This is a genomic window from Rufibacter sp. JT20002, assembly GCF_056491185.1.
The window spans coordinates 186,635-208,530 of record NZ_JBSZJY010000001.1 but is presented as its reverse complement, the minus strand read 5'-3'; the positions used below and the strand labels follow the sequence as shown (position 1 = coordinate 208,530).

Here is a 21,896-nt window from a genome sequence, read left to right as displayed (position 1 = left end):
AATAGGGCAGTGTGAAATAAATGTTAATATTTTCTCAAATCTTGCTTAAAAACAAAAAAGGCTGACAGTTTGTCTGTCAGCCTTTCTAAATATGAATTAACGATTAGTCTTTCTTCTTACCATCGGTTGGCGTGGTCTCTTCTTCTGAAGAGGCCGGAAGATCATCAGAAGTGTCAGGAGTTGCGTCCTCGTTCTTACGGTTAGAGAAAGTAAGCTCTTCTTTGCCTTCTTCGTAGTCAATCAGGATGATGTCTCCCTGAGCAAGTTCAGCTTTCAGGATCTCCTCCGCAATTGGATCTTCCATATACTTGGTGATGGCACGGTTCAACGGACGGGCACCATACTTAGAGTCATATCCTTTCTCGGCCACAAAGTCTTTGGCCTTGTCAGTGATCTCAATAGTGTAACCCAACGTTTTGATACGAGTCAACAGCTTGGCAAGTGAGATATCAATGATTTTATGGATATCTTCTTTAGCCAGAGAGTTAAACACGATCACATCATCCAGACGGTTCAGGAACTCAGGGGAGAACGTTTTTTTCAAGGCAGAAGCAATGGTGCCTTTCATGATATCGTCCATGTTCTCCTGGCGGGTTTTGGTCGCGAAACCAACTCCAGCTCCGAAGTCTTGCAAGTCACGAGCTCCGATGTTAGAGGTCATGATGATGATGGTGTTTCTGAAGTCCACCTTGCGGCCTAAACCATCGGTCAACACACCGTCATCTAATACTTGCAGCAGCAGGTTGTACACGTCTGGGTGCGCTTTCTCAATCTCATCGAGCAATACTACAGAGTAAGGCTTACGACGGATTTTCTCCGTTAACTGACCGCCTTCTTCGTAGCCCACGTAGCCTGGAGGCGCTCCCACCAAGCGAGATACGCTGAATTTCTCCATGTACTCACTCATGTCAATACGTACCAGGGCGTCTTCTTTGTCAAACAGGTAGGTAGCCAGCACTTTGGCAAGCTCGGTTTTACCAACCCCTGTTGGGCCTAAGAACACGAAGGAACCGATAGGGCGTTTTGGGTCTTTCAGACCAACGCGGGTTCTCTGGATGGCTTTTACCAACTGTTGAATCGCTTTGTCCTGGCCAATCACTTTGCCTTTCAATTCTTCGCCCATATTCAAAAGCTTGAGGCTTTCTTTCTGCGCGATACGTTTCACCGGAATACCCGTCATCATGGCGATTACCTCAGCCACGTTTTCTTCTTTCACAGCGTAACGCTTCTTCTTGGTTTCCTCTTCCCAGCTTTTCTTAGCGGCGTCCAGTTGGTCAAGAAGTTTTTTCTCTTTGTCGCGCAGCTGAGCAGCCTCTTCGTATTTCTGGCTTTTCACCACGCGGTTTTTCTCATCTTTAATATTCTCAATCTGTTGCTCCAGGTTAAGAATATCTTCTGGCACCACAATGTTGTTGATGTGCACGCGGGCACCGGCCTCATCCAGAATGTCAATCGCCTTGTCTGGTAAGAAACGGTCGCTCATGTAGCGGTCGCTCAACTTCACACAGGCCTCAATGGCCTTGTCTGAATAGGTTACGTGGTGGTGATCCTGATATTTGTCTTTGATGTTGTGCAGGATCTCAATGGTTTCCTCTGGGGTGGTAGGATCTACCATCACAATCTGGAAACGACGAGCCAAAGCACCATCTTTCTCAATGTACTGACGGTACTCGTCTAGCGTAGTAGCGCCAATGCATTGGATTTCGCCACGGGCCAGAGCAGGTTTGAACATGTTAGAGGCATCCAGAGATCCGGAGGCTCCACCAGCACCTACAATGGTGTGCAGCTCATCAATGAAGAGAATCACGTCCGGAGATTTCTCCAGTTCGTTCATCACGGCCTTCATGCGCTCTTCAAACTGACCGCGGTATTTAGTACCTGCCACCAAAGAGGCTAGGTCTAAGGTTACCACTCGTTTTCCGAAAAGTACACGAGAAACCTTTTTCTGAATAATGCGCAGCGCAAGACCTTCAGCGATGGCGGTTTTACCCACGCCAGGCTCCCCAATCAAGATTGGGTTGTTTTTCTTACGGCGGCTCAATACTTGGGCCACGCGCTCAATTTCTTTTTCACGACCCACAATAGGATCTAATTTGCCTTCCTCGGCCAATTTAGTCAGATCACGACCGAAGTTGTCCAACACCGGGGTGCGGGATTTTTCGGCACCCTTCTTGGCTGCAGAGCCAGCGCCTCCTTTAGAGGAAGAGCCAAAGAGTTTGTCGTTATCATCGTTGTCATCGGTATCTGAGGAGGCAAGAGGGTTGTTAGCATGATAGTCTAACGAATCCCGAATAGCTTCATAGTTCACGTTGAATTTGGCTAAGGTTTGCGATGAAATATTGTCCTCATCCCGCAAAATAGACAGCAACAGGTGTTCTGTACCTATGATGTCTGACTTGAAGATTTTAGCCTCCAAATACGTTATTTTCAGGACCTTCTCCGTCTGTTTGGTAAGCGGTATGCTACCGGTAATATTGGTATTAGGACTGGCCGTATTCTTGGTGGCCTGCTCAAGCGCGTACTTAAGCTCCTCCATAGGTACTCCCAGTTTTTTAAGCAAAGCAATTGCGGTGCCTTCTCCTTCGCGGATCATACCCAGAAGCAGGTGCTCGGTGCCGATGTAATCATGCCCCAAACGGATCGCTTCCTCGCGACTGAGAGAGATCACCTCTTTCACTCTATTTGAGAATTTGGCTTCCATGTAAGTTCTTGTCTAGTAAATTGTTGTTGTGCGTGTACTGCAGCTGTGCTGCCAAGGCTACGCATTAAAAATAACAAAATGAGTGGGGCAAATGTTCAACAGAAAGCCGCAGGATTCTGTAAATAAGTAGATGCCTCTGGGCCAAGGTTAAACAACAGATCCAGTATACTCAGGTTTATTGCAAATTGTTTGCCAAACACCTGCCGGTATGGCATTAAGCGCAAATTGTCAGGCTCCTTCTTGGGATGAAGTTCCCCGCGCCAATCCAACACCGGTGCCTCGTATGTCTTCACATACGTTTTAGTAAGGCCTATTGGTTGCTTTAGCTTTAGGAATTTAGCAAAAAGTTTCATTAAATCCATGTTGAGCTGGAACAGAAGAGCCGGCCTACGATCATAGATGTCTTTGATGTAATCTGCGTAGAATTCGAAGAAGGGGGCATTGCCGTATGCGCTCCTGATCGTGCGCCAGTGAATGTCCATCCAGCGCTGGCCGTAGTCAATCTCCAACTCAGAGATAATGGTTTTGCTGTTGCCTTTCACCACGGGCACCGACAGCGGTACCACGCCCTGCGCCGTGAGAATGTGGCACCGGTTACGGTAACTTTGTTTCTGGTAGTGCTCATGAGCCTCAAAAAGTAATTCATCAGCTTCAAAAGCTTTCTGAAAATAAAGGATACTAGGGTTGTATTGGGCCTCGGTTAATAAATGCATGCAAGGGTAAAGTTGAATAAGTGCAAGTAAAGGAAATTTTGGAGACTTGCACCGTGATCGATAGTAGCCTGTAAGAAACTCGTTAAATTATGCTTACAGAAGGCAAGTTTAATCTTCTGAGAAAGAAGAAGAACCTGACTTAGTGTCACTTTTGAAATAGGATTTTAGCCTTTAGTAACCCCGACTACCCTATTAGATGTGTCAAACCGGTTTACTCCTTGTTTTTTCGGCTTATAGTAAGGTAGGTGCTGGCCTTTCGCTTGCTCTAGGTAAAACAAAAGGGAGGAGGCTGGTAGTTCCCGAAATGTTATTTCTCAAAGAATGTCAAGGTAGGGGTGTTCTGGAGCCTCTTTCCTCAAAGTGTGGCAAAAGAGGGAAGGTGGTATCATGGAGGTAACGGTAAATGGCACCGCGGCCAGAACTTTCTGCCCGTACTTTTGCCTTTTAGAAGATCAGCCGTAAAAGAAGGGTTGAGTTATAGTTGATAGAACATGCCAAGTAAAAAACTTTCAGATATATCAGTGTCGGTGCTGGATCTGGTGCCCATCCTGCACGAAAAAACCGCCGCCGAATCTTTCAAAAACACCGTTGACTTAGCGCAGCAGGTCGAAAAGTTGGGGTATAGACGCTATTGGATGGCCGAGCACCACAACATGGCCGGCATTGCCAGTTCCGCCACCGTGGTGTTGATTGGGCACGTGGCCGGAGCTACCTCCCGCATCCGCGTAGGCTCTGGCGGAATCATGCTACCTAATCACGCCCCACTGGTGGTAGCCGAGCAATTCGGGACTTTGGCCACTTTGTACCCAGGCCGCATTGACCTGGGGCTGGGACGCGCCCCTGGAACCGACCAATCGACGGCTCAAGCCCTACGGCGGGATTTGCGCGGCTCGGTAGATGATTTTCCGCAGAACGTAGTGGAGTTGAAAAGCTATCTGGGGCCAATTGATCCCACGGCTCGGGTGCGGGCAGTGCCTGGCGAGGGGTCTCATGTGCCTATCTGGGTTTTGGGCTCCAGCACCTTCGGTGCGCAACTGGCCGGTATCTTGGGAATGCCGTACGCTTTCGCCAGCCATTTTGCTCCTTCTCATCTGCACGCCGCCTTGAAGGTGTACAAGGAAAGCTTTCAGCCCATTGGCGATATGAAGGAGCCGTATGCCATGGCCTGCGTGAACGTGATTGCCGCCGATACTGATGAAGAGGCCATTTACCAATCTACTTCGCTGTACCAGTCTTTCCTGAACGTGGTGCGGGGCACCGGCAAACCTATGCAGCCACCCGTGAAAAGCATGGATGGCCTTTGGGATGCCTCTGAGCGCTACGCCGTACAGCAGATGCTCCGGTATTCCTTCATTGGTGGGCCAAAGACCATTGAGGAAGAACTGCAAGCGTTTCTGGATGAGACCGGCGTAGATGAGATCATGGTAGGTTCCAATATCTATGACCACAGCGCCAGGGTTCATTCTTACGAGATTGTGTCTCAGTTTTTCAAAAAGTCTGTGTAACCAACAGGTAATTCTTTTTTAGTTACTGCGCCGCTGTTCAACCAAACGCTTTGCCTTGCAAGGCTGGTGACGAACAGCGGCGCAGTTCCTATTTAGAGGAGTGTTTGCCTAAGCCTAATAATCAAAGCGCTTTGCCTCAGAACTGAACATGAGGTATATCCCTAATTGCTGCTTACCTTTGCCAGCGTTGAAAGCAGCTCCACTGTTTTTGGCCTGTTTTCCAGAAAATGCACCCAGAACCAGCCATATCATCTATTACCCGCCCAGACCTGAAACCCAGCCAACTTCCGCTCTGGTGGTTTCTTAAAGGCATTTCCCTGCTGCCTTTCCCGGTGCTCTATGCCTTTTCTTCTTTTTTGTACTTTGTCCTTTATCGCCTGGTGGGTTACCGGAAAAAAGTAGTGCGGCAAAATCTGGAAAAATCCTTTCCCCAGAAAACCATTGCTGAACTGCGGACAATTGAAAAACAGTTTTTCCAGAACCTAACCGATATCATGGTGGAGACCCTGAAATTGGTTTCCTTATCGGCTGAAGAATTAGAGAAGCGGGTTCACTTGCGCAAAAGCGAGAAGGTAGAAGCATATCTCCGTCAAGGTGTTCCGGTTATGATATTGGGGGCTCACCTGGGGAACTGGGAATTTATGTCAGCGGCTGGGAACAGGCATTTTGGTTTCCCCGTGGATGGCGTGTATAAGCCTTTGGCCAGTTCTTTCTTTGAATCATTCCTGTGGTTTCTGCGGAGCCGTTTTGGGATCACTTTGGTGAAAATGAAGGAGACCTTGCGCCACTTACTGCGCCATCGGGGCCAGTCAAGAATCCTTACTCTACTCTCAGACCAAGTGCCACCCTACGGTGAAATTCAATACTGGACTAATTTCCTGCACCAAGATACCGCCTTTTATGTAGGGGCAGACAAGCTGAGAACCTCGTTTAACTTCCCCACCTTTTTTGTAGGCATGCGCCACGTGAAGCGTGGATACTATGAAGTAGTTTTCCAAGAGCTCCTTCCTGCCCCACAAGCCGATGTCAAAGAAGTAGGTCACCCGCTCACGGAGGCTTTCGCCCGAACCTTGGAGGCTTGGATAGAGCAGTATCCGGCAGATTACCTCTGGTCACATAAGCGTTGGAAACATAAGAAGCCAGAGCCAAGCTCAGAGGCTTAGAAGAGGCATCAATCTTATGGGGTTGATGCCTCTTTTGATTTTGTCTGAGGCCACTAACGCCTTTTTATGCTTATTTTCTGAAAACAGGCTAATTACACGTCCGCCGGAAGGGTGTACTTCCCCTGGAAAAAAGCCCCGGCTGCCAAAAGCAGCCGGGGCTTTTAATTTTGGTCTGAAGTAGCGCAAAAGATCAATCCACGTCCCAGAAAACTCTGGTGGTCACAACATCGCCACCAATGGCAGCAGCGGCCGCCGAGTAGTTGGCGTTGTTTAGGTTCTGCTCGGTAGCGGGGTAAGGGAAACGGAGCGGAATCTCTGATTGGGCCAGCGGCGGAGCCACCAATTGCGGATAATCCAGTCTCCTCCACTCTTTCCAGCCCTCCACGGGTTGGTTATATAGCGCAATCCATTTCTGCACGCCTAGGCTTTGTCTCCAGTTACCGGTGTTGAGCATCACCTCGGGTTGCTGCAGGTAAGCGGTGGCCTCATTCGGGGTGCCGCCCCAGTCATTCACAATGGAGGAGGTGATGGCAGCCGTATAATGTTCCTGCGCGGAGCCGGGTACATTGAAACCTCTCAAGGCAGCCTCGGCCAGCAGAAACTCTACCTCCGTGTAGGAGAGCAGGATGCCCGGTGCATCTGGTTCCCTGACAAGGTCACTTGGCTGGGCCACATCCGGGTAATTATTCAGGTCCCCGTAGACACCACCCACGAACTCACCTTCGTTTTCCCCTTCTGGGGCTGGTCTGAAGAACTCATTCAACCGGGGGTCTTCCAAATCCAGGAGCACATCAATGAAGGTGTTGGCGGCCACATTGTCATCCCGTTGGCGTAACTCATCATAAACCGGGTTGGCGGTGGGTACGTTGGGCGTGTAAATCAACCGGGCATCATCGTCGCTGGAAGTGAATACGTTGGGTGCCGCCGCTTCCACTATGGTTCTGGCTTTGGTTTCGTTCACATCAGCAATGGTGATGCCCATTCTCAATTTAAGCGAGTTCGCGAATCTGAACCACTGCTCCATGTCTCCGCCGTAGAACAGATCGCTGTTGCCCAAACCGGCATTGGTTGAGTTTTGGGACAGGGTATTGATGGCGGCATCTAACCGGGTGAACAGATCATTGTAGATAGCCACATCATCGTCATAGGAAGGCTGCACGTTGTTAATGTCCAGGGCTTCAAAGTACGGGATGTCTCCGTAGGTATTCACCAGTATTGACCACGCGTATACTTCCAGTACCTCAATACAGGCTAATTGACCTGCTTTCAAATTAGCTGCCATTAGGTTGTTGGCGGTAATAAGAGTTCTGGCTTCCCGCAGATCGGCCAATACATCGCGGTACAGGATGGTCCAGAAGAACCGGTTGATCTCGCGGGTGTTGATGTTGTATTGACTCTCATCTGGGTATTGCGCCGCGGCCCAATGCTGTACATAGTACCGGAACACATTGGTGTTATAGTCTGGGGTGGTGATGACGTTGGTTAAGTTAAACTGGGCATTGCTCACCAAAGTAGTGGGCGGTACGTCTGTAGCCCGTTTGGGGTCCAAATTGTAATCGTCGTCCAGGTCGTTTACGCAGGAGGTGGCCAGGAGCAAAGACGCTAAGCTGTATAGAAATATCTTTTTCATCGTCTTCTTCATTAAAATTGGAATCTTAAGTTGAAACCCACGTTGCGGGCAGTTGGATAGGCTCCACTCAGGTAACCCTGGCCTAAGTTGCCAGCCCCAAAGCCCGCTTCGGGATCTGAGTAAGGAACATCTTTGTCAATGATCCAAAGGTTACGGCCTACCACAGACACATCAATGCCTTTGAAGACTTTCAGTTTGGAGATGAGCCGCTGGGGTAGGGTGTAAGTCAGAGATGCTTCCCGCAATTTCACAAACCCGGCTCCGTACACATGGAATTCATTGGGAGTATAGTACCCCAGTACCCCTTCGGTATTTTCTACCCGGATGTCATTGGGCGTACCGTCTTCCTTCACCCCCGGTAAGATGATGCCACCCCCCTCAGCGATAGGAAGCCGGGAAGGATTGCCCAGGTCATTCAGGCCGGCAGTTTCTGGATAAAGCCCAGTCCCGAACCCATAGTAAGTATCCAGGTTGAACAACTCACCTCCCTTGCGGATGTCAATCAGGAAGTATAGCGAGAGTCCTTTGAAAGAGAAAGTGTTAGAGATACCTCCTTGCCAGTCGGGGTTAGGGTTGGCGATTTCTTTGGTAGGATCTGAAAGAAGGTAGTAACCGTCTTCATCTACCATTCTGCCACCGTTTTCGTGCAAGACAAAGCCCTGTCCCCTGAGAATCCCAAAGGGTCGGCCCACGGCGGCATTAGAAGTAATACCGCTTTGGTAGTTGGCCAAGATCATGTTCTCGCCTTCTGCCAAGGCTATCACTTCGTTTCTATTGTGGGTCCAGTTTAGGTTCAGGTTCCAGGTGAAGGCATCGTTCTTGATAGGCTGGAACCGGAGGGCTGCCTCAATTCCGCGGTTTTCCACTTCCCCGGCATTCACATATTTGAAAGAATACCCCGTAGCCGCAGAGACAGACACCGGCAAGATCTGGTTGATGGTGTTTGACTTGTACACCGTTACCTCAAAACCTAAGCGGTTATCCAGGAAAGCCGTTTCCAAGCCAATTTCTGAGCTTTTGGTTCTTTCCGGTTTCAGGTCTGGGTTATAGCGGGTGCCCGGAACAGAATACAGCGGGATTCCCCCGAAACTACCAATAGGTTCGTCTATTTCCTCGTCTTGTTTGTTATAATACCTGTCTGTGGCCGCAAAGGGCGCATCATTACCTACCTCGGCGTAGTTACCCCTCAATTTGGCGTATGACAGCCAGTCTTGCTTAAGTAGTTCTGAAAAGACAAAGCTCAAGGCCACAGATGGATAGAAGTAGGAGTTGTTGCCTCTTGGAAGGGTAGAGGATTGGTCTCTTCTGGCAGATAAATCTAAGAACACCGTTTCCCGGTAACCTAACGTGGCGTTGGCGAAGATGCCATCCACAGCGCGGCGTTGCTCACTTTCAAGGGGCGGGGAAAGCAGGTTCAGGGAGTTGGATAAAGCATACAGCCTAGGAACCACTAACCCACCACTGGTAGATGCCCTAATGGAGTTCAGTTGAGATCTTCTCACGTTCAACCCCACCAAGCCCCTGATATTGAAATCCTCGGTGATGTTGCGGTCAAAGTTGGCGAACAAGTCAAAGTTGAATTCCCTGAACGTTCTGTTAAAACGGGTGTAATTGGGGTCTTGGTCATTGGTGGTGCTACCTATGGCATAACGTTCTTCCTGTAGCTCATCATAAGTGTCCAGAGAGAGGCGGCCAGTGAGATCAAGCCAATCGGTGAACTTGTAATTGGCGGCAACGTTGCCAAATGTGCGGTACCGTTCATCGCTCTCAAAGTTTTCATAGCGGGTCCAGTACACGTTGTCATGGTACGCGGCCGTAAGGTTAGAAGGGCTTCTCCAGTTCCAGGTAATGTTCTGCCGATTGCGGAAATAGGCCGCTTCCTGCTCTTTCAGGTCAACGTTTGTCTGGAACCATTGCCGGAAACCCAGCATGGGGTTGATGGAGTTGTACCCCGAGCCGTATCGCCCCAAACCCCCTTGCTGACTGAAGTTCACGCCCGCGCTGGCGGATAGTTTGTTTGTCAGGTTCAGAGAGCCCGCAAAGTTGATCATGTTCTTGGTGATCTTGCTGTTGGGCAGAATCCCTTTGTCTTCGTTGCGGAAATACCCTAGCTTAAAATTCGCTTTTTCGTTACCACCGTCAATAGTGATACTGTTGTTATATGAAACCGCGGTTTCAAGGAAATACTCTGGGCCATTTTCGGCGGCTACCCAGGGGCGAGGCCTCCTGTAGTTAGGCGATGCAGGATCAAAGGCATCCCATTGGTAAACCAGGAGGTTGGGATCAAAAGGGTATCCATAGGAAGCGTCATCTCCCATGCGAACCACATTATCCAGTGCTCCGTCTCCGTCCACGTCAAATCTGGTCCAACTGGCCACGTAGCCTGCCCCGTATTCCTTTTGGTATTCCGGAAAGGTCTTTTTGTCTATGAAGCCTAGGGTAAGACCGTTATTGAGGGTAACCCCAAGACCGCGTCTGCCTTTTTTGGTAGTGATCAGGATAACCCCGTTGGCAGCCCGTGAACCATACAGCGCGGTGGCGGCGGCGCCTTTCAAGATGCTCATAGATTCAATATCATCTGGGTTAATGTCGGCCGCAGGGTTCCCGTAGTCAAAACCACCCCGGCCGGTTGCCTGGTCAAGGGTGTTGGCAACATCATTGCTGATAGGGACACCGTCTACCACAAACAGGGCCTGGTTGTTACCGGTCAGGGATTTGGTGCCCCTGATGACCACGTTGGAGGATCCGCCAAGGGTGTTGGATTGGGTGACGGTGAGGCCCGCTACTTTCCCGGAGAGGGAATTGATCATGTTGGGGTTACGGGCAGCTGTTACCGTTTCGCCTTCCAACTGCGTAGCGGCAAAGGGGAGGGAGTTGCGGCTTCTTTCTACGCCTAGGGCAGTGACCACCACCTCAGTTAGTTGGGTGGCGTCTGACACCAGGGCCACGTTGATGGTGGTGGCCCCGTTTATGGCCCGTTCTAGCGGTTTGTAGCCGATAAAGCTGAAGACAAGGGAGGCGTTCTGGTCAGGTACGGTAAGGGAGTAGGTACCCGAAACACTGGTAGAGGTTCCAACCTGGGTTCCTTTTACAACAACAGAAACGCCGGGGAGAGGGCTACCGTCATCGGCGGAGGTTACCGTACCCGTAACAGTAGCAGTCTGTGCCCACGCCTGACTCATAAAGCAGGAAAGGACCAGCAAGGTGAGAAGTAAACTTTTTTTCATTGGGTTTAGAAGATTTTGTAAGCATTGTTTTTGGATTGATGTGAATGGAAACTGTTTTCAGCTAGAGGGGCCTAGCTGGTGGGGAGTGGGCAAATGGAAGCATAAGGACTTTCCTAAAATCCTTATGCCTCTGATTAAATCTAGGGATTTCTCTATAAACCTAAAGAGTACTTTAACTAGTCAACAGTTGCACAATTGCAGAGAAAAATTGAAAAAATTAAAAGAATTGTTTTAATATTAAGAGAATAGGGATGTGAGATAGGTGTTTGTTAACGAGGATGTTGTCTCTAAAAGGCTTTAGATGATCTGTTTTTATGACCTAAGAATGTCACTGATTTCGTTTCTCTTCTAATTGATTTTGCCGCTAAACTTATTGTTGTAGGTGAAGCTGGGCCTTTAGAAAACCACTTTACTCCGGAACAAACCTATCATCAGGCAACCTCTTCCCTTAATCAGCCGCAGTTGATCCTGTCGCCTAATGAGGCTTAGAAAAAGGTATTGACTCTAGCGGAGGAGTAAAACCAACAGTGACCTGAATCAACTAGAAAAAACAACTAAAATGTAGCCGGAAACCTCAAGTAATTAGTCAGTAGCTTAAAACAAAGCATTCACATCAACGGCATAAAGGAAACTACCACTAATCAGAAGTTTTGGCTTAAATAGAAAAAGCCTGCGAATAATATTCCGCAGGCTTTTTTTGCTTAGTTTCTTAAAAAAAGCTTCAAACCTGAAGCGACAAGCCCCTGGCTCAGCTCTAAATATCCATAAAAGGAGTTATAAAAATGCTTCTATCTCTCCGGCACCTTGGCGGAGCACCTCGTATTCATCGTTCTCGCAGTTGACCACCGTAGAAGCCACGTTATTGCCAAACCCTCCGTCAATAACCAGGTCTACCAGGTTACGGTACTTCTCATAAATCAACTCGGGATCGGTGGTGTACTCAATTACCTCGTCTTCGTCGTGAATGGAAGTGGTCACAATAGGGTTGCCCAACTCCTGCACTAGGGTTAAGGGAATTTTATTGTCCGGAATCCTGATCCCAACGGTGTCTTTCCGTTTGCCGCCCAATTTGGGCACTTTGCTGCTGGCCTCCAGCACAAACGTGAATGGGCCAGGCAAGGCCTTCTTCATGATCTTGTAGGTTTGGGTAGAGATTTTGGCGTAGTCTGAGATGTGGGTAAGGTCATGGCAGATAAACGAAAGGTGTGCCTTAGCCGGATTCAAGCCCCGCAGTTGGCAAAGCCGTTCCACCGCCCGGGCATTATGCAGGTCGCAGCCTAAGCCGTAAATGGTGTCTGTGGGGTAGATCACAAGCCCTCCTTTTCGTAAAATTTCCACTGCGGTTGCAATGCTTTTCGCCTGAGGGTTGTCTGGGTGAATCTTCAATAAAGTAGCCTGTGCCATGGGTTATTATGCTAATTTGCTGATACGTGAATGTGCCAATGCGGTACGGTGCCACGAGGGTAATTGTAATAGGATACGCTCAAACCAAATTTTCCGTTTTCAGGTTAGATTCAGGAAAGCGCCCGCAAAGCGAAATCCAATTGTTTTGGGGTTTTCTGACGGTGAAACAACCAAGAGCCATTTAAAGCCAAAGCTAGAGGTTTGCGGGAGAAGTAATGGGTTTATTTTAGCCAGCTTTCATTTGGCGGGCCAGCCGTTGGGGGTCTTCTATGGATTTTTACAGTGGCATTTTCCGCCAAACGCACGTTTATCCAATCACTCAATATTTTGTACCTTTGCCTACTATGTCAGAACAAAACATACCTGTCACCCGTGGTCCCAGAGGGCCGCGTAAGCCCCGCAAGACAAGCAAGTGGACCTATGTCCTGGTGGTACTAATGTTCCTATTCGTTTGCTTCTCGTACTACGCCTACCAGATTGTGTATACCGCCAACGTTGAAAACAAAGGAGAGCCGGTGTATGTGCTTATCCCCAACGGGGCCACGTATGAGCAAGCCATGGATTCTATTGACTCCAAGAAGGTCATCATAGACCGACTGTCTTTCCGGTTCATGGCCAAGCTGATGGATTATCCCGAACTGGTGAAGCCTGGCCGTTATGAGTTAAAAGACGGCATGACCAACTACAAACTGGTGGCCAAGCTGCGGTCTGGCGACCAGGATCCGGTGAAGCTGACCTACACCAACGTACGCTTGAAAAAAGACCTGGCCCAGAAACTAAGCACCTTCATCAACTCAACGCCCGCCGAGATCGATTCTTTGCTGAGCAGCCCTTCGTTCACCAAGCAACTGGGCTTTGATACCACCACCATCCTCACCATGTTCATCCCCAATACTTATGAGATGTACTGGACCACCTCGGCTCCAGACATGATGAAGCGGATGAAAAAGGAGTACGACAACTTCTGGACCGAGGAGCGCAAAGCCAAAGCCCAAGATGTAGGTCTTTCCCAGAAAGAGGTGTCCATTCTGGCCTCTATTGTGCAGGCAGAGCAGTCGGTGCACGCCGATGAGCGGCCTCGTATTGCGGGCGTGTACCTGAACCGCCTGGAGCGCAACATGCCCCTTCAAGCCGACCCTACTGTGGTGTTTGCCACCGGGGACTTCACCATCCGGCGCGTACTTAACCAGCACCTTCGGGTGAATTCGCCTTACAACACGTACCTGAACAAAGGGCTGCCTCCGGGGCCCATCAATTTGCCATCCATTACGTCCATTAACGCCGTCCTGAATCCTGAAGAGCACGAGTACTTGTATTTCTGCGCGAAGGAGGACTTCTCTGGGTACCACGCATTTGCCGTGACCGAGGCAGAGCACCGGCGGAACGCCCAACGGTTCCATGCCGCCATGAACCAGCGCAACATCATGCGATAACGGGCACTTTCTTGGGCTCTTTTCTTAAAATCAGGTTGTAAACGGATTTCCTTCACGCTTTGTAAAACTTCTTTGTATGAGAAAAGCAGTCACGTTCCTTCTTCTTTCCTGGTGTTCCATCCTAAGCGCGTGCGGGCAAGCGGACCGGAAAGCACTTGTACCCGTTCCGTATGACGCCATACGAGCGGAACTGGAGAAAATCCACGATGTGGACCAAGCGATCCGCGAAGGGTTCAATGAAGTGAAGGAGGAGGATAGGAATGCTTTTTTCCTGAAAATGCGGCGGGTAGACTCGGTAAATCAAGTTCAGGTACAGAAGATTTTAGAGCAGTACGGCTGGTTGCCCAAAAGTAAGCTAGGGGAGAAGGCCTCTGACGGATTGTTTTTGGTGGTTCAGCACGCACCCTCTGCCGTGATAGAAAAATACCTACCAGAATTGCAGAAGATGGCGCAGAAAGGAGAAGCAAGCAAAGTGTCAGCAGCCATGATGGAAGACCGTTTGCTCATGTATCAAGGCAAAAAGCAAATTTACGGGACACAGGCAACCTCCATGAACCGGGAGGATGGTTCTAACGGAATCTGGCCCGTGGCTGACAGTAAAAACGTGAACGCCCGAAGAAAAGCAATTGGCTTCAGACAAACCATTGAGGAGTATGCTGCGCTTCTGAATGCCACTTATAATCCGGCCGAAGAATTGCTTCATGCAGGTCGCAAGATTCAGTAACGTTTCTTCGCCGAACCTGAAGGAGGCAAAATCTCTGGTCAGGGTCATGTATGTTTTGGGTCCAGTTTTGTTTAATTAGCCCCAAAGCTGATTTCATTTTATAGGATAAAGACTTTGTTTACATCAGAAGTACAGATACGCGTGCGCTACGCCGAAACCGACCAAATGGGCTATGTCTATTACGGGAACTATGGCGCTTATTATGAGGTGGCCCGTACCGAGACGTTTCGGCAGTTAGGCATCAACTACAAAGAGATGGAAGCCGAGGGCGTGATGATGCCCGTGCTGGAGTTGCGTTGCAAATACATTAGGCCGGCCCGGTATGATGACCTGCTCACCGTGAAGCTTTTCCTGAAAACCAAACCCCAGGGTGCCCGCATCAAGTTTGAGTACGAGGTGTACAATGAGGCCCAGGAATTATTGAATGTGGGGGAAACCGTGATGGTCTTTGTGGATATGAAAACTAGCCGTCCCACGGCCATTCCGCAGTACATTCATGAGAAAATAGACCCGCATTTTATTTTTTAAGCATGTACGAGCGCCTGCACCAATACCGGTGGTACCGGAAGTTGATCGTTCTCCTGAAACGGATGCGTTTTGGCGAGGAGCAGGTGTCTGTGTACCATGTGCTCAAGGTGATGATGAACGAACTGAAGATGGATTCGCTCACCAAGCGGTCTTCTTACATGGCCTTCAACTTCACGCTGGCTATTTTTCCCACCATCATCTTTTTGTTTACGCTCATCCCGTACATTCCGGTAGGGCACCTGGACCGCGACATCCTTACTTTGCTAGGCGATTTAATGCCCGCCGAGATCTACGTGGTGGCCGCTGATACTATTGAGGACATCGTGAACAAACCCCGCGGAGGCTTGCTTTCCTTCGGTTTTCTTTTTGCGCTGGTGCTGTCTACCAATGGCATCATGAGCCTGATGGATGCCTTTGACAAAAAATACAAGACGTTCCGGAAGCGTACCTACCTGCGCAAGCGACTAATTGCCACTTTGCTCACTGTGGCCTTGGCTCTGATTTTGTTTCTGGCCATCGGGGCCATTTTCTTTGGGACGTATATCCTGGATGCGCTGGTGTTTTACGAAATCGTGACCGAATCCTTCACCTACGGCCTGATTGTGTCTGTAAAATACTTGGCGGTAGTGTTGCTGTTTTTCCTGGCTACGTCTATGATCTACTATTACGTACCGGCGGTCCATGATAAATGGCCGTTTGTCTCGGCCGGATCGGTAGTAGCCACCGTGCTGATTTTTCTGGTTTCCTGGCTTTTTTCGCTGTACATCGGCAAGTTTGACTCTTACAATAAATTCTATGGCTCCATAGGGGCTTTGATCGGTCTAATGGTTTGGCTGGATTTTGTTTGCATGAGTCTTATTGTAGGGTTTGAGGTGAACATCAGCATAGACGCGTTAACCAAACGCCTGGTACGTGGAAAAGTATAGCGGTTTTAAGCTCTGTTTCCTGAAAAAGGCCCCGAAACGTAGGTGAAGGGTGACTTAGGATCAACTTCAAGGTTATTGTGTAGAATTTTTTTGGTTTGTAGCTATTTGACTTTCAAGGTTTAAAGAGGGAAGGGGCTAAATTTTGATTTAAATTTTAGAAAAAAGCGGCCCTAGTACTTGACAGGTACACTTCCACCCATTACTTTTGTGTCACATTTAGAGAGATGGCAGAGTGGTCGATTGCGGCGGTCTTGAAAACCGTTGACCTTTGCGGGTCCGGGGGTTCGAATCCCTCTCTCTCTGCGAGTAACTAGAAAAAGCCCTGTAGGTGAAAGCTTACAGGGCTTTTTGTTTTAGTTCGGACAGATATCGGACTGTTTTAACATTTAGAAACTTGCTGGGCCATACATAAAACAAGTGTACATCCATCTTTAGGTTATGTAGAGAAGGTGAGTGCAATCTCTTGAAAGGATAACGCTTTAAATCAAAGGAGATAGGTCGGATTTCCAGCACGGCTGTTATTTTTGCGTCCAGCCACTTAGGGGAAAGCCCAAGAAGTAAACGCTGTGCGATATTAGTCTTTCCTGTCAGAAGATCCCGTGATCCTGGTACTACTTCAAACCACAGATGTGATAGGGGCGGTTAGAATAAATGTAATAGAGAAACAAGTACCTTCATGGGCAAACCGGTGCAGGAGCAATCCTTAAGCGAGTACTTTGCAAGGGTGAACAAAGCCATCGACTACATCCGGCTGCATCTGCGGGAGGACCTATCCTTGGACGCCGTGGCCGAGCGGTCCCATTTCTCCAAGTTCCACTTCCACCGGGTATTCAAGGCCACTACCGGCAAAACCCTCAGCCGCTTCATCAGGGACGCGCGGGTGGAAAGGGCCGCCTTCTACCTGACCCATTCTTCTTCTGCCCCGATTAGCGAGATCGCCTTCCTCAGCGGCTTTGCCAACGAGACTTCCTTCTTCCGGACGTTCAAGGATGCCCGCCGCATGACCCCGACCGAGTACCGTGAAAGCCTCCAAGGAGAGGATAGCAAGATCTGTAAGGAAGAAGGCAACAAGCGCGACCTGCGCGAAAAGATGGAATCCTACCTTGCCTCCAGAATCTATAACCTAAAAGAGACAAGTATGGAAAAAGGGATTTCAATTGAAGTAGAGGTAAGGGACCTGCCCGAGCTGCACGTGGTGTACCTTAGGAACCTGAACATCCACCTGCACGACAGCGAGGGGTTCGGGAGCATGTTCGAGGCGCTGATGCGGTGGGCCGCCCCCAGGGAACTGGTCAACCTCCCCGAGACCAAGGCCCTGACGGTGTACCGGAGCAACCCCAACCCCAGCGGGTTCATTCAGGCGGATGTGTGCCTGACGGTTAGGCGAGGGAATTATTGGCAGTACGGTCCTGACGGGCGGCAAATACGCGGTGGTCCACAAGGAGGCCACCATGGCCGAGTGCTTCTCGGCCTGGGATAACGTCTTCCGGGAGTGGCTCCCCGTCAATGGCTACCAACCTGACAACCGGAACTTCTACATCAGCCACCTAAATGAGCCGGGGAAGCACCCCCAGAAGCTGCACATCTTTGACATGTGCATCCCGGTTAAGCCCCTGTAAGCCATACCCTCATATCACTAAGCTGGGAGTTCCTACCGGGAAGATGGGCACGCTTTCCCGGTAGGAACTCCTCCTACTCGGCACCGTAGCAGAGGAAGGCTGTTGAGCCTTGGAACAAGGAGCTTGTATTCGAGGGGCGGAGGTGTAGTCCCCAGGCTGGAACGGTTTGGGTCTGACCGGGTAGGTAGGATTTTCGTTTGACAGCTTCTTTGGGTGAGTTAAATAGTGCAGCTCCGTAAAAGTGTTTTTTGCAGGTGCATTGCCTGGAAACCATTAGCAGCCACCCTCTTTGATTAGGTTCAAGTTTACCGACTCATCAAATGCAAATTATAGCAATTTTATAAAGTGCATCAACTCTAATATTTGCTGGATTTGAAGCCAAAGTAAGCGACAGAACCTGGGCTAACAAACAACAAATAGGATATCTGAAGTAAGGATTATGTTGAAGTAAATTAAAGTGCTGGGTCTACACCGGCACCTTGTGAATTATCTTCTCAGTGCTTACGTCTCATGAAGTAATAGGTATGTCCGTTCTCCCGGTAGATCTCCATTACCTCCCATCCTTTGGTGTGCATGTAATTCAGGGCCCCGACGGAAGAATCGAACGGAACCTCTCTGCCCTGGTGTCATCGACCAGCTTCTCATTCCCCTTGCCATAATCAACAAAGACCTTAATCTTGCCCCTGAACACTTTGGTACCGGCGGTAAGCTCACAATACTGGACGCTTTCCTTGGCGATGGGTGTTTGGGCTTGGGAGGAAACGCAAAGATTCAAAGTAAGGGATAGGAGGCAAATCAGTTTTTTCATGATGGTTAGTTGGCTGGTCAGTTTTGTTGTACCTAGCCGGGATGGCTAAGGTGGCAGATAAGCAGTTATTGTGATCCGAGGCTTTCCCGGTAAGCGCATAATAGCTGGCTGGTTCCCGCTCGCCTCCGTTCGTTGAGGCGGTTTAGGAGCGGGCTACCAACCTCTATCGCCTAAATTCGATCAGAATCCATGGGTATCCTCCAGTTCGCGCAAGTTTGATTCCATTACCTTTATCCTTTTGAAAAAGACGGCCCTGTAGTACCAATACCTAAACAGGAAAGAGATGCCGGTCAGGGCAGCGGATAACAGGATGACGGCAGTTACGGGCAGGCCGGAGCCGGGAAGGAAAACCGCGAACACTGCGTAGAAAGCCACCGGAGAGATAAAGAGGAAGACCAGGTTGGCGGACCGGTAATAGCCCCTGAAATCAGAAAGAATCTTCCTGAGCGCCTCTTTCGAGCTGGCATCGGTGTTCACTGTGAAGATCTCCTCCTGCCGGCTGTAGGTCCACCTTGAGAACAGGGCGAAACCAACCAGGACCGCGACCAGGGGAAGCTTCGCTAATAAAGTATAGCCGCCAACGCCCCTATAGTATTGCCAGACCAGGTAACCGACCGCCAAGGCGATCATCAGGGCGGAGTTCCATCCCCCGATCCTGTTCCAGAAGGCGCTCTTCCCCTTCAGCTCCCCCAAGGAACCGGTGTTGCTTCTGATGATTCTATCAATGGCCTCCCGGGTATGCCCCTGCTGGTCGGGTGCTTCTTTCCGGGAAGCCCCCCAACGCTCTTTGAATTCGTCCAGTTCCATGCTATTCTTCTATGCTTACCAGTGTCCTTAGTTGCGCTTTGATCCTATTCAGTTTTACTCCTACGTTCGACTCCGAGATCCCCAGCACCTCGGCCATCTCCCGGTAGCTGCAGTCCTCCAGGTAGAGCAGGGTAAGGGCCTGGTCCACCTGGGAGAGTTTCCTGATCGCCCGGTACATGGCCGCCACCTCCCCGTCGGCGTCTCCCTCCGCGGCCGGCACCAGGAGCGCCTCGGGGCCCAGCTCGGCGAACCGCTCCGCCTTGGACTCTTTCCTTACCCTGGTGATGGCGTTGTTGAGGGCGACCCGGTACATCCAGGTGGTGACCTTGGAACCTCCCCGGAAGGAAGGGTAGGAACGCCAGAGCTGCAGCACGATGTCCTGGAAGAGGTCCTCCCTGTCTTCCCTGGAGTTGCAGTACATGTTGCAGACCTTATGGATAATGCCCTGGTGGTTTTCGATGAGTAGGAGAAACTGCTCTTTCAAGATGCTCGGTGTTTCCCGGTTAGTCGGGGAAAAGGGCAAATCCTTAAGAAAACCCGAAATTTTTTTTCTGGGGAAGAAATAACCCGAAAAGCAGCCTTGTGTTACAGCTGGAATTCAATCTTTTAACAAGGAGAGATAAGTCTACTAAAACGCTGTCCCTTAGGTCTCATAATTCAGCGTTCAATGAGACGGCGAGTTCTGCTTTTATAGGCATGGAAGATTACCCTTCTCACCGTGGTGTGATGCCATGCACCGTCACTGGCCATGGTAGGTTGGAGACACAGACAGTTGCGCTCATTTCGAAGATTTTCCCACTTAAATGATCAACCTACCATGCGCAGGCACGCTTTGGCGTGCTTTGGGTTTTGTCTGTGGTTATCCAGTTCTAGATAGTTATGCTTCCCGATAAGTTTCCGAGTGACATATTAATATTATAGGTACAGTTCTTTACCTCTGCAAACAAACAGCGAGACTTTCCGGCCTGGCAGAAAATATACAGGTGATCCCCGCATTGTATTTGATTTCGATAAGCTTCCGTTTGATTTTTGGTAACCCCGCCCTGCCTTGGTGCTATACCTTTGTTCCATCAAACAACACCACTAATCATCAGGTGTTAAACAAGGAAACAGATAACCAAAAATCAAAAAAGAAAAACTATGAACACGTCAGAAAACATCCAAGCGCTGGGACAGCAAGCATTCAAAAACCACCTGAAATTCCTTTCCTCTGGGCGTATAGAGGAATGGGTGGATCTTTTCACAGAGGATGGGGTTCTGGAGTTCCCGTATGCTCCCGAAGGGACAGGCTTCCCTTCGAGCGTGAGCGGTAAAAAGGCCCTATTCGATTACATGAAAAACTTCCCGGAACACTTCAAGGTGGAATTCGAGAACCTCCATTTTCACGCCACCGCCGAGCCGACCCTTGTGATCGCGGAGTTCACAAGCAACGGCCAGGCTATCTCCACGGGCAAGCCCTACCTGCAGAAATACATCTCCGTGGTGACCACCACCCCGGAGGGGAAAATCGCCAAATACGTGGATTTCTGGAACCCGCTTACCGCCTTTGAAGCCCTGAATGCACCCTTGGATAAATTCCTTGCGGCGACAGCCGAATAACTCTTAAGCAGAAGAAGCCAGCACTGGTGTCAGCTGCTGGCTTCTTACAATCCTTTTAGCCTGTGGGGACGTTTCACTTTTTCATTTAACTTTATGGCTTCTACTTTAAACTATCTGAGGTACCACTTCAATCTCATGGTGACGAAGCTGCAAACACTGGAGGAATTTTATGCCGAAAGGTCCTTGCCAAAACCGGCTGACCTAGATCGGGGAATAGGCCATCTGAATGTTTTCAGGATTGAGGAAAAGAATGCCGGCAACTACCTGCCGGTTGCATTCAACCGGAAAGATTATTTCAAGATATGCCTGACAAAAGGGAAAAGTAGGATCCATTACGCTGATAGAAGCTTTGAGATAAAGGAATATGCCTTGCTTTTCGCCAATCCCCTTATTCCCTATAACTGGGAGCCGCTCGAGCCGGATCTAAAGGGTTTCAGCTGTATTTTCTCAGAGGGTTTTTTTACCAATTATGGCCGGCTGAAGGAGTATCCTGTTTTCAAACCAGGGGGTTTCCCAGTCTATGACCTGAACCCGACCGAGGTCGGCACCATTTCCTCCATTTTCCGGCAAATGATCGAGGAACTGGATTCCGACTTTGAATTCAAGGACGATGTGCTCAGGAACCTTGTCTTCCAGCTTATCCACAGTACCCTCAAAATGCGGCCGAGCGAGTCTATTATCCAGGAAAAGCAAAATGCCTCTTCCCGAATTGCCTCTCTTTTCATTGAACTGCTGGAAAAGCAGTTCCCCATAGAGGGGAATGACGACCGGGTCCGGCTCCGGTCTGCTTCCGACTTTGCCGATCAGTTGGCCGTTCACGTCAATCACCTAAACAAATCGGTCAAGGAGGTGATGCAGAAAACCACCTCTGAGCTGATCATGCAGCGCCTTCTCCAAGAGGCTAAGATCCTACTAAAACACAGTGCCTGGAATATTTCTCAGATAGCTTATACCCTTGGATTCGAGAGCCCTACCCACTTCAATACTTTCTTCAAGAAGCACTCAAAGCTTACCCCTTCGCAGTTCAGGGGGATTTGACACTTAACCCTTCGGTGTTACCACCCGGATTCTGGGCCACTTCCAACAGATAGGTACTCCCCTGTGATGAG

Annotated in this window: 17 protein-coding genes and 1 tRNA gene; 11 read left to right on the top strand and 7 right to left on the bottom strand. The window is 49.5% G+C overall.

Translation table 11 applies throughout. The annotated features are described in order from the left end of the window. Positions 1–103 precede the first annotated feature (103 nt). Together ACW9SV_RS00835 and ACW9SV_RS00830 are read right to left on the bottom strand one after the other, a co-directional pair. Positions 104–2,701: an ATP-dependent Clp protease ATP-binding subunit gene (locus ACW9SV_RS00835; RefSeq protein ID WP_479554836.1), complete on the bottom strand. Its 2,598-nt coding sequence runs from the start codon at positions 2,699–2,701 to the stop codon at positions 104–106. Between the two features lie 95 nt (positions 2,702–2,796). Next, entirely contained in the window at positions 2,797–3,414 is a 618-nt protein-coding gene (locus ACW9SV_RS00830) for a WbqC family protein (protein WP_479554835.1), read from the bottom strand. A gap of 491 nt (positions 3,415–3,905) precedes the next feature. Between ACW9SV_RS00830 and ACW9SV_RS00825 the strand changes: the two genes are divergently transcribed. Beyond that, positions 3,906–4,919: an LLM class flavin-dependent oxidoreductase gene (locus tag ACW9SV_RS00825; RefSeq protein WP_479554834.1), complete on the top strand. Its 1,014-nt coding sequence runs from the start codon at positions 3,906–3,908 to the stop codon at positions 4,917–4,919. Between the two features lie 227 nt (positions 4,920–5,146). Next, on the top strand, positions 5,147–6,082 hold the full coding sequence (locus ACW9SV_RS00820; RefSeq protein WP_479554833.1) for a lysophospholipid acyltransferase family protein: 936 nt from the start codon (positions 5,147–5,149) through the stop codon (positions 6,080–6,082). A gap of 190 nt (positions 6,083–6,272) precedes the next feature. Here ACW9SV_RS00820 and ACW9SV_RS00815 read toward each other — a convergent pair whose 3' ends face one another. The 3 genes from ACW9SV_RS00815 to ACW9SV_RS00805 form a co-directional block, all read right to left on the bottom strand. Next, complete coding sequence (locus ACW9SV_RS00815) at positions 6,273–7,712, bottom strand: SusD/RagB family nutrient-binding outer membrane lipoprotein (RefSeq protein WP_479554832.1); 1,440 nt, start codon at positions 7,710–7,712, stop codon at positions 6,273–6,275. Between the two features lie 11 nt (positions 7,713–7,723). After that, the gene (locus ACW9SV_RS00810; RefSeq protein WP_479554831.1) at positions 7,724–10,939 is read right to left on the bottom strand and encodes a SusC/RagA family TonB-linked outer membrane protein; all 3,216 of its coding nucleotides are present in this window, start codon (positions 10,937–10,939) and stop codon (positions 7,724–7,726) included. Between the two features lie 774 nt (positions 10,940–11,713). Beyond that, the gene (locus ACW9SV_RS00805) at positions 11,714–12,343 is read right to left on the bottom strand and encodes an L-threonylcarbamoyladenylate synthase (RefSeq protein ID WP_479554830.1); all 630 of its coding nucleotides are present in this window, start codon (positions 12,341–12,343) and stop codon (positions 11,714–11,716) included. Positions 12,344–12,687: 344 nt separating this feature from the next. On the opposite strand from ACW9SV_RS00805, the gene mltG reads away from it, so the two are divergent. The 7 genes from mltG (at position 12,688) to ACW9SV_RS00770 (ending at position 17,573) form a co-directional block, all read left to right on the top strand. After that, positions 12,688–13,776: an endolytic transglycosylase MltG gene (gene mltG, locus ACW9SV_RS00800; protein WP_479554829.1), complete on the top strand. Its 1,089-nt coding sequence runs from the start codon at positions 12,688–12,690 to the stop codon at positions 13,774–13,776. 76 nt (positions 13,777–13,852) lie between these two features. After that, complete coding sequence (locus ACW9SV_RS00795; RefSeq protein WP_479554828.1) at positions 13,853–14,500, top strand: DUF6624 domain-containing protein; 648 nt, start codon at positions 13,853–13,855, stop codon at positions 14,498–14,500. Positions 14,501–14,614: 114 nt separating this feature from the next. Continuing rightward, on the top strand, positions 14,615–15,028 hold the full coding sequence (locus ACW9SV_RS00790) for an acyl-CoA thioesterase (protein ID WP_479554827.1): 414 nt from the start codon (positions 14,615–14,617) through the stop codon (positions 15,026–15,028). 2 nt (positions 15,029–15,030) lie between these two features. Further along, positions 15,031–15,954 carry a YihY/virulence factor BrkB family protein gene (locus ACW9SV_RS00785; RefSeq protein WP_479554826.1) on the top strand — a complete coding sequence of 308 codons (924 nt, stop codon included), beginning with the start codon at positions 15,031–15,033 and terminating at the stop codon, positions 15,952–15,954. A 218-nt stretch (positions 15,955–16,172) separates the two neighbouring features. After that, positions 16,173–16,257, top strand: a tRNA-Ser gene (locus ACW9SV_RS00780). Positions 16,258–16,630: 373 nt separating this feature from the next. Further along, entirely contained in the window at positions 16,631–17,434 is an 804-nt protein-coding gene (locus tag ACW9SV_RS00775; protein WP_479554825.1) for a helix-turn-helix domain-containing protein, read from the top strand. Further along, complete coding sequence (locus ACW9SV_RS00770; protein ID WP_479554824.1) at positions 17,406–17,573, top strand: hypothetical protein; 168 nt, start codon at positions 17,406–17,408, stop codon at positions 17,571–17,573. The genes ACW9SV_RS00775 and ACW9SV_RS00770 overlap by 29 nt, the downstream gene beginning before the upstream one ends. A 988-nt stretch (positions 17,574–18,561) precedes the next feature. On the opposite strand, the gene ACW9SV_RS00765 is transcribed toward ACW9SV_RS00770, so the two are convergent. Together ACW9SV_RS00765 and ACW9SV_RS00760 are read right to left on the bottom strand one after the other, a co-directional pair. Further along, positions 18,562–19,188, bottom strand: coding sequence for a hypothetical protein (locus ACW9SV_RS00765; RefSeq protein WP_479554823.1), 627 nt, complete (start codon positions 19,186–19,188; stop codon positions 18,562–18,564). A gap of 1 nt (position 19,189) precedes the next feature. Then, entirely contained in the window at positions 19,190–19,672 is a 483-nt protein-coding gene (locus tag ACW9SV_RS00760) for an RNA polymerase sigma factor (protein ID WP_479554822.1), read from the bottom strand. 656 nt (positions 19,673–20,328) lie between these two features. Between ACW9SV_RS00760 and ACW9SV_RS00755 the strand changes: the two genes are divergently transcribed. Both ACW9SV_RS00755 and ACW9SV_RS00750 read left to right on the top strand, forming a co-directional pair. Next, complete coding sequence (locus tag ACW9SV_RS00755; RefSeq protein ID WP_479554821.1) at positions 20,329–20,787, top strand: nuclear transport factor 2 family protein; 459 nt, start codon at positions 20,329–20,331, stop codon at positions 20,785–20,787. Positions 20,788–20,880: 93 nt separating this feature from the next. After that, a complete protein-coding gene (locus ACW9SV_RS00750) occupies positions 20,881–21,825 on the top strand; it encodes a helix-turn-helix domain-containing protein (protein WP_479554820.1) in 945 nt (314 codons plus the stop codon). Positions 21,826–21,896 lie beyond the last annotated feature (71 nt).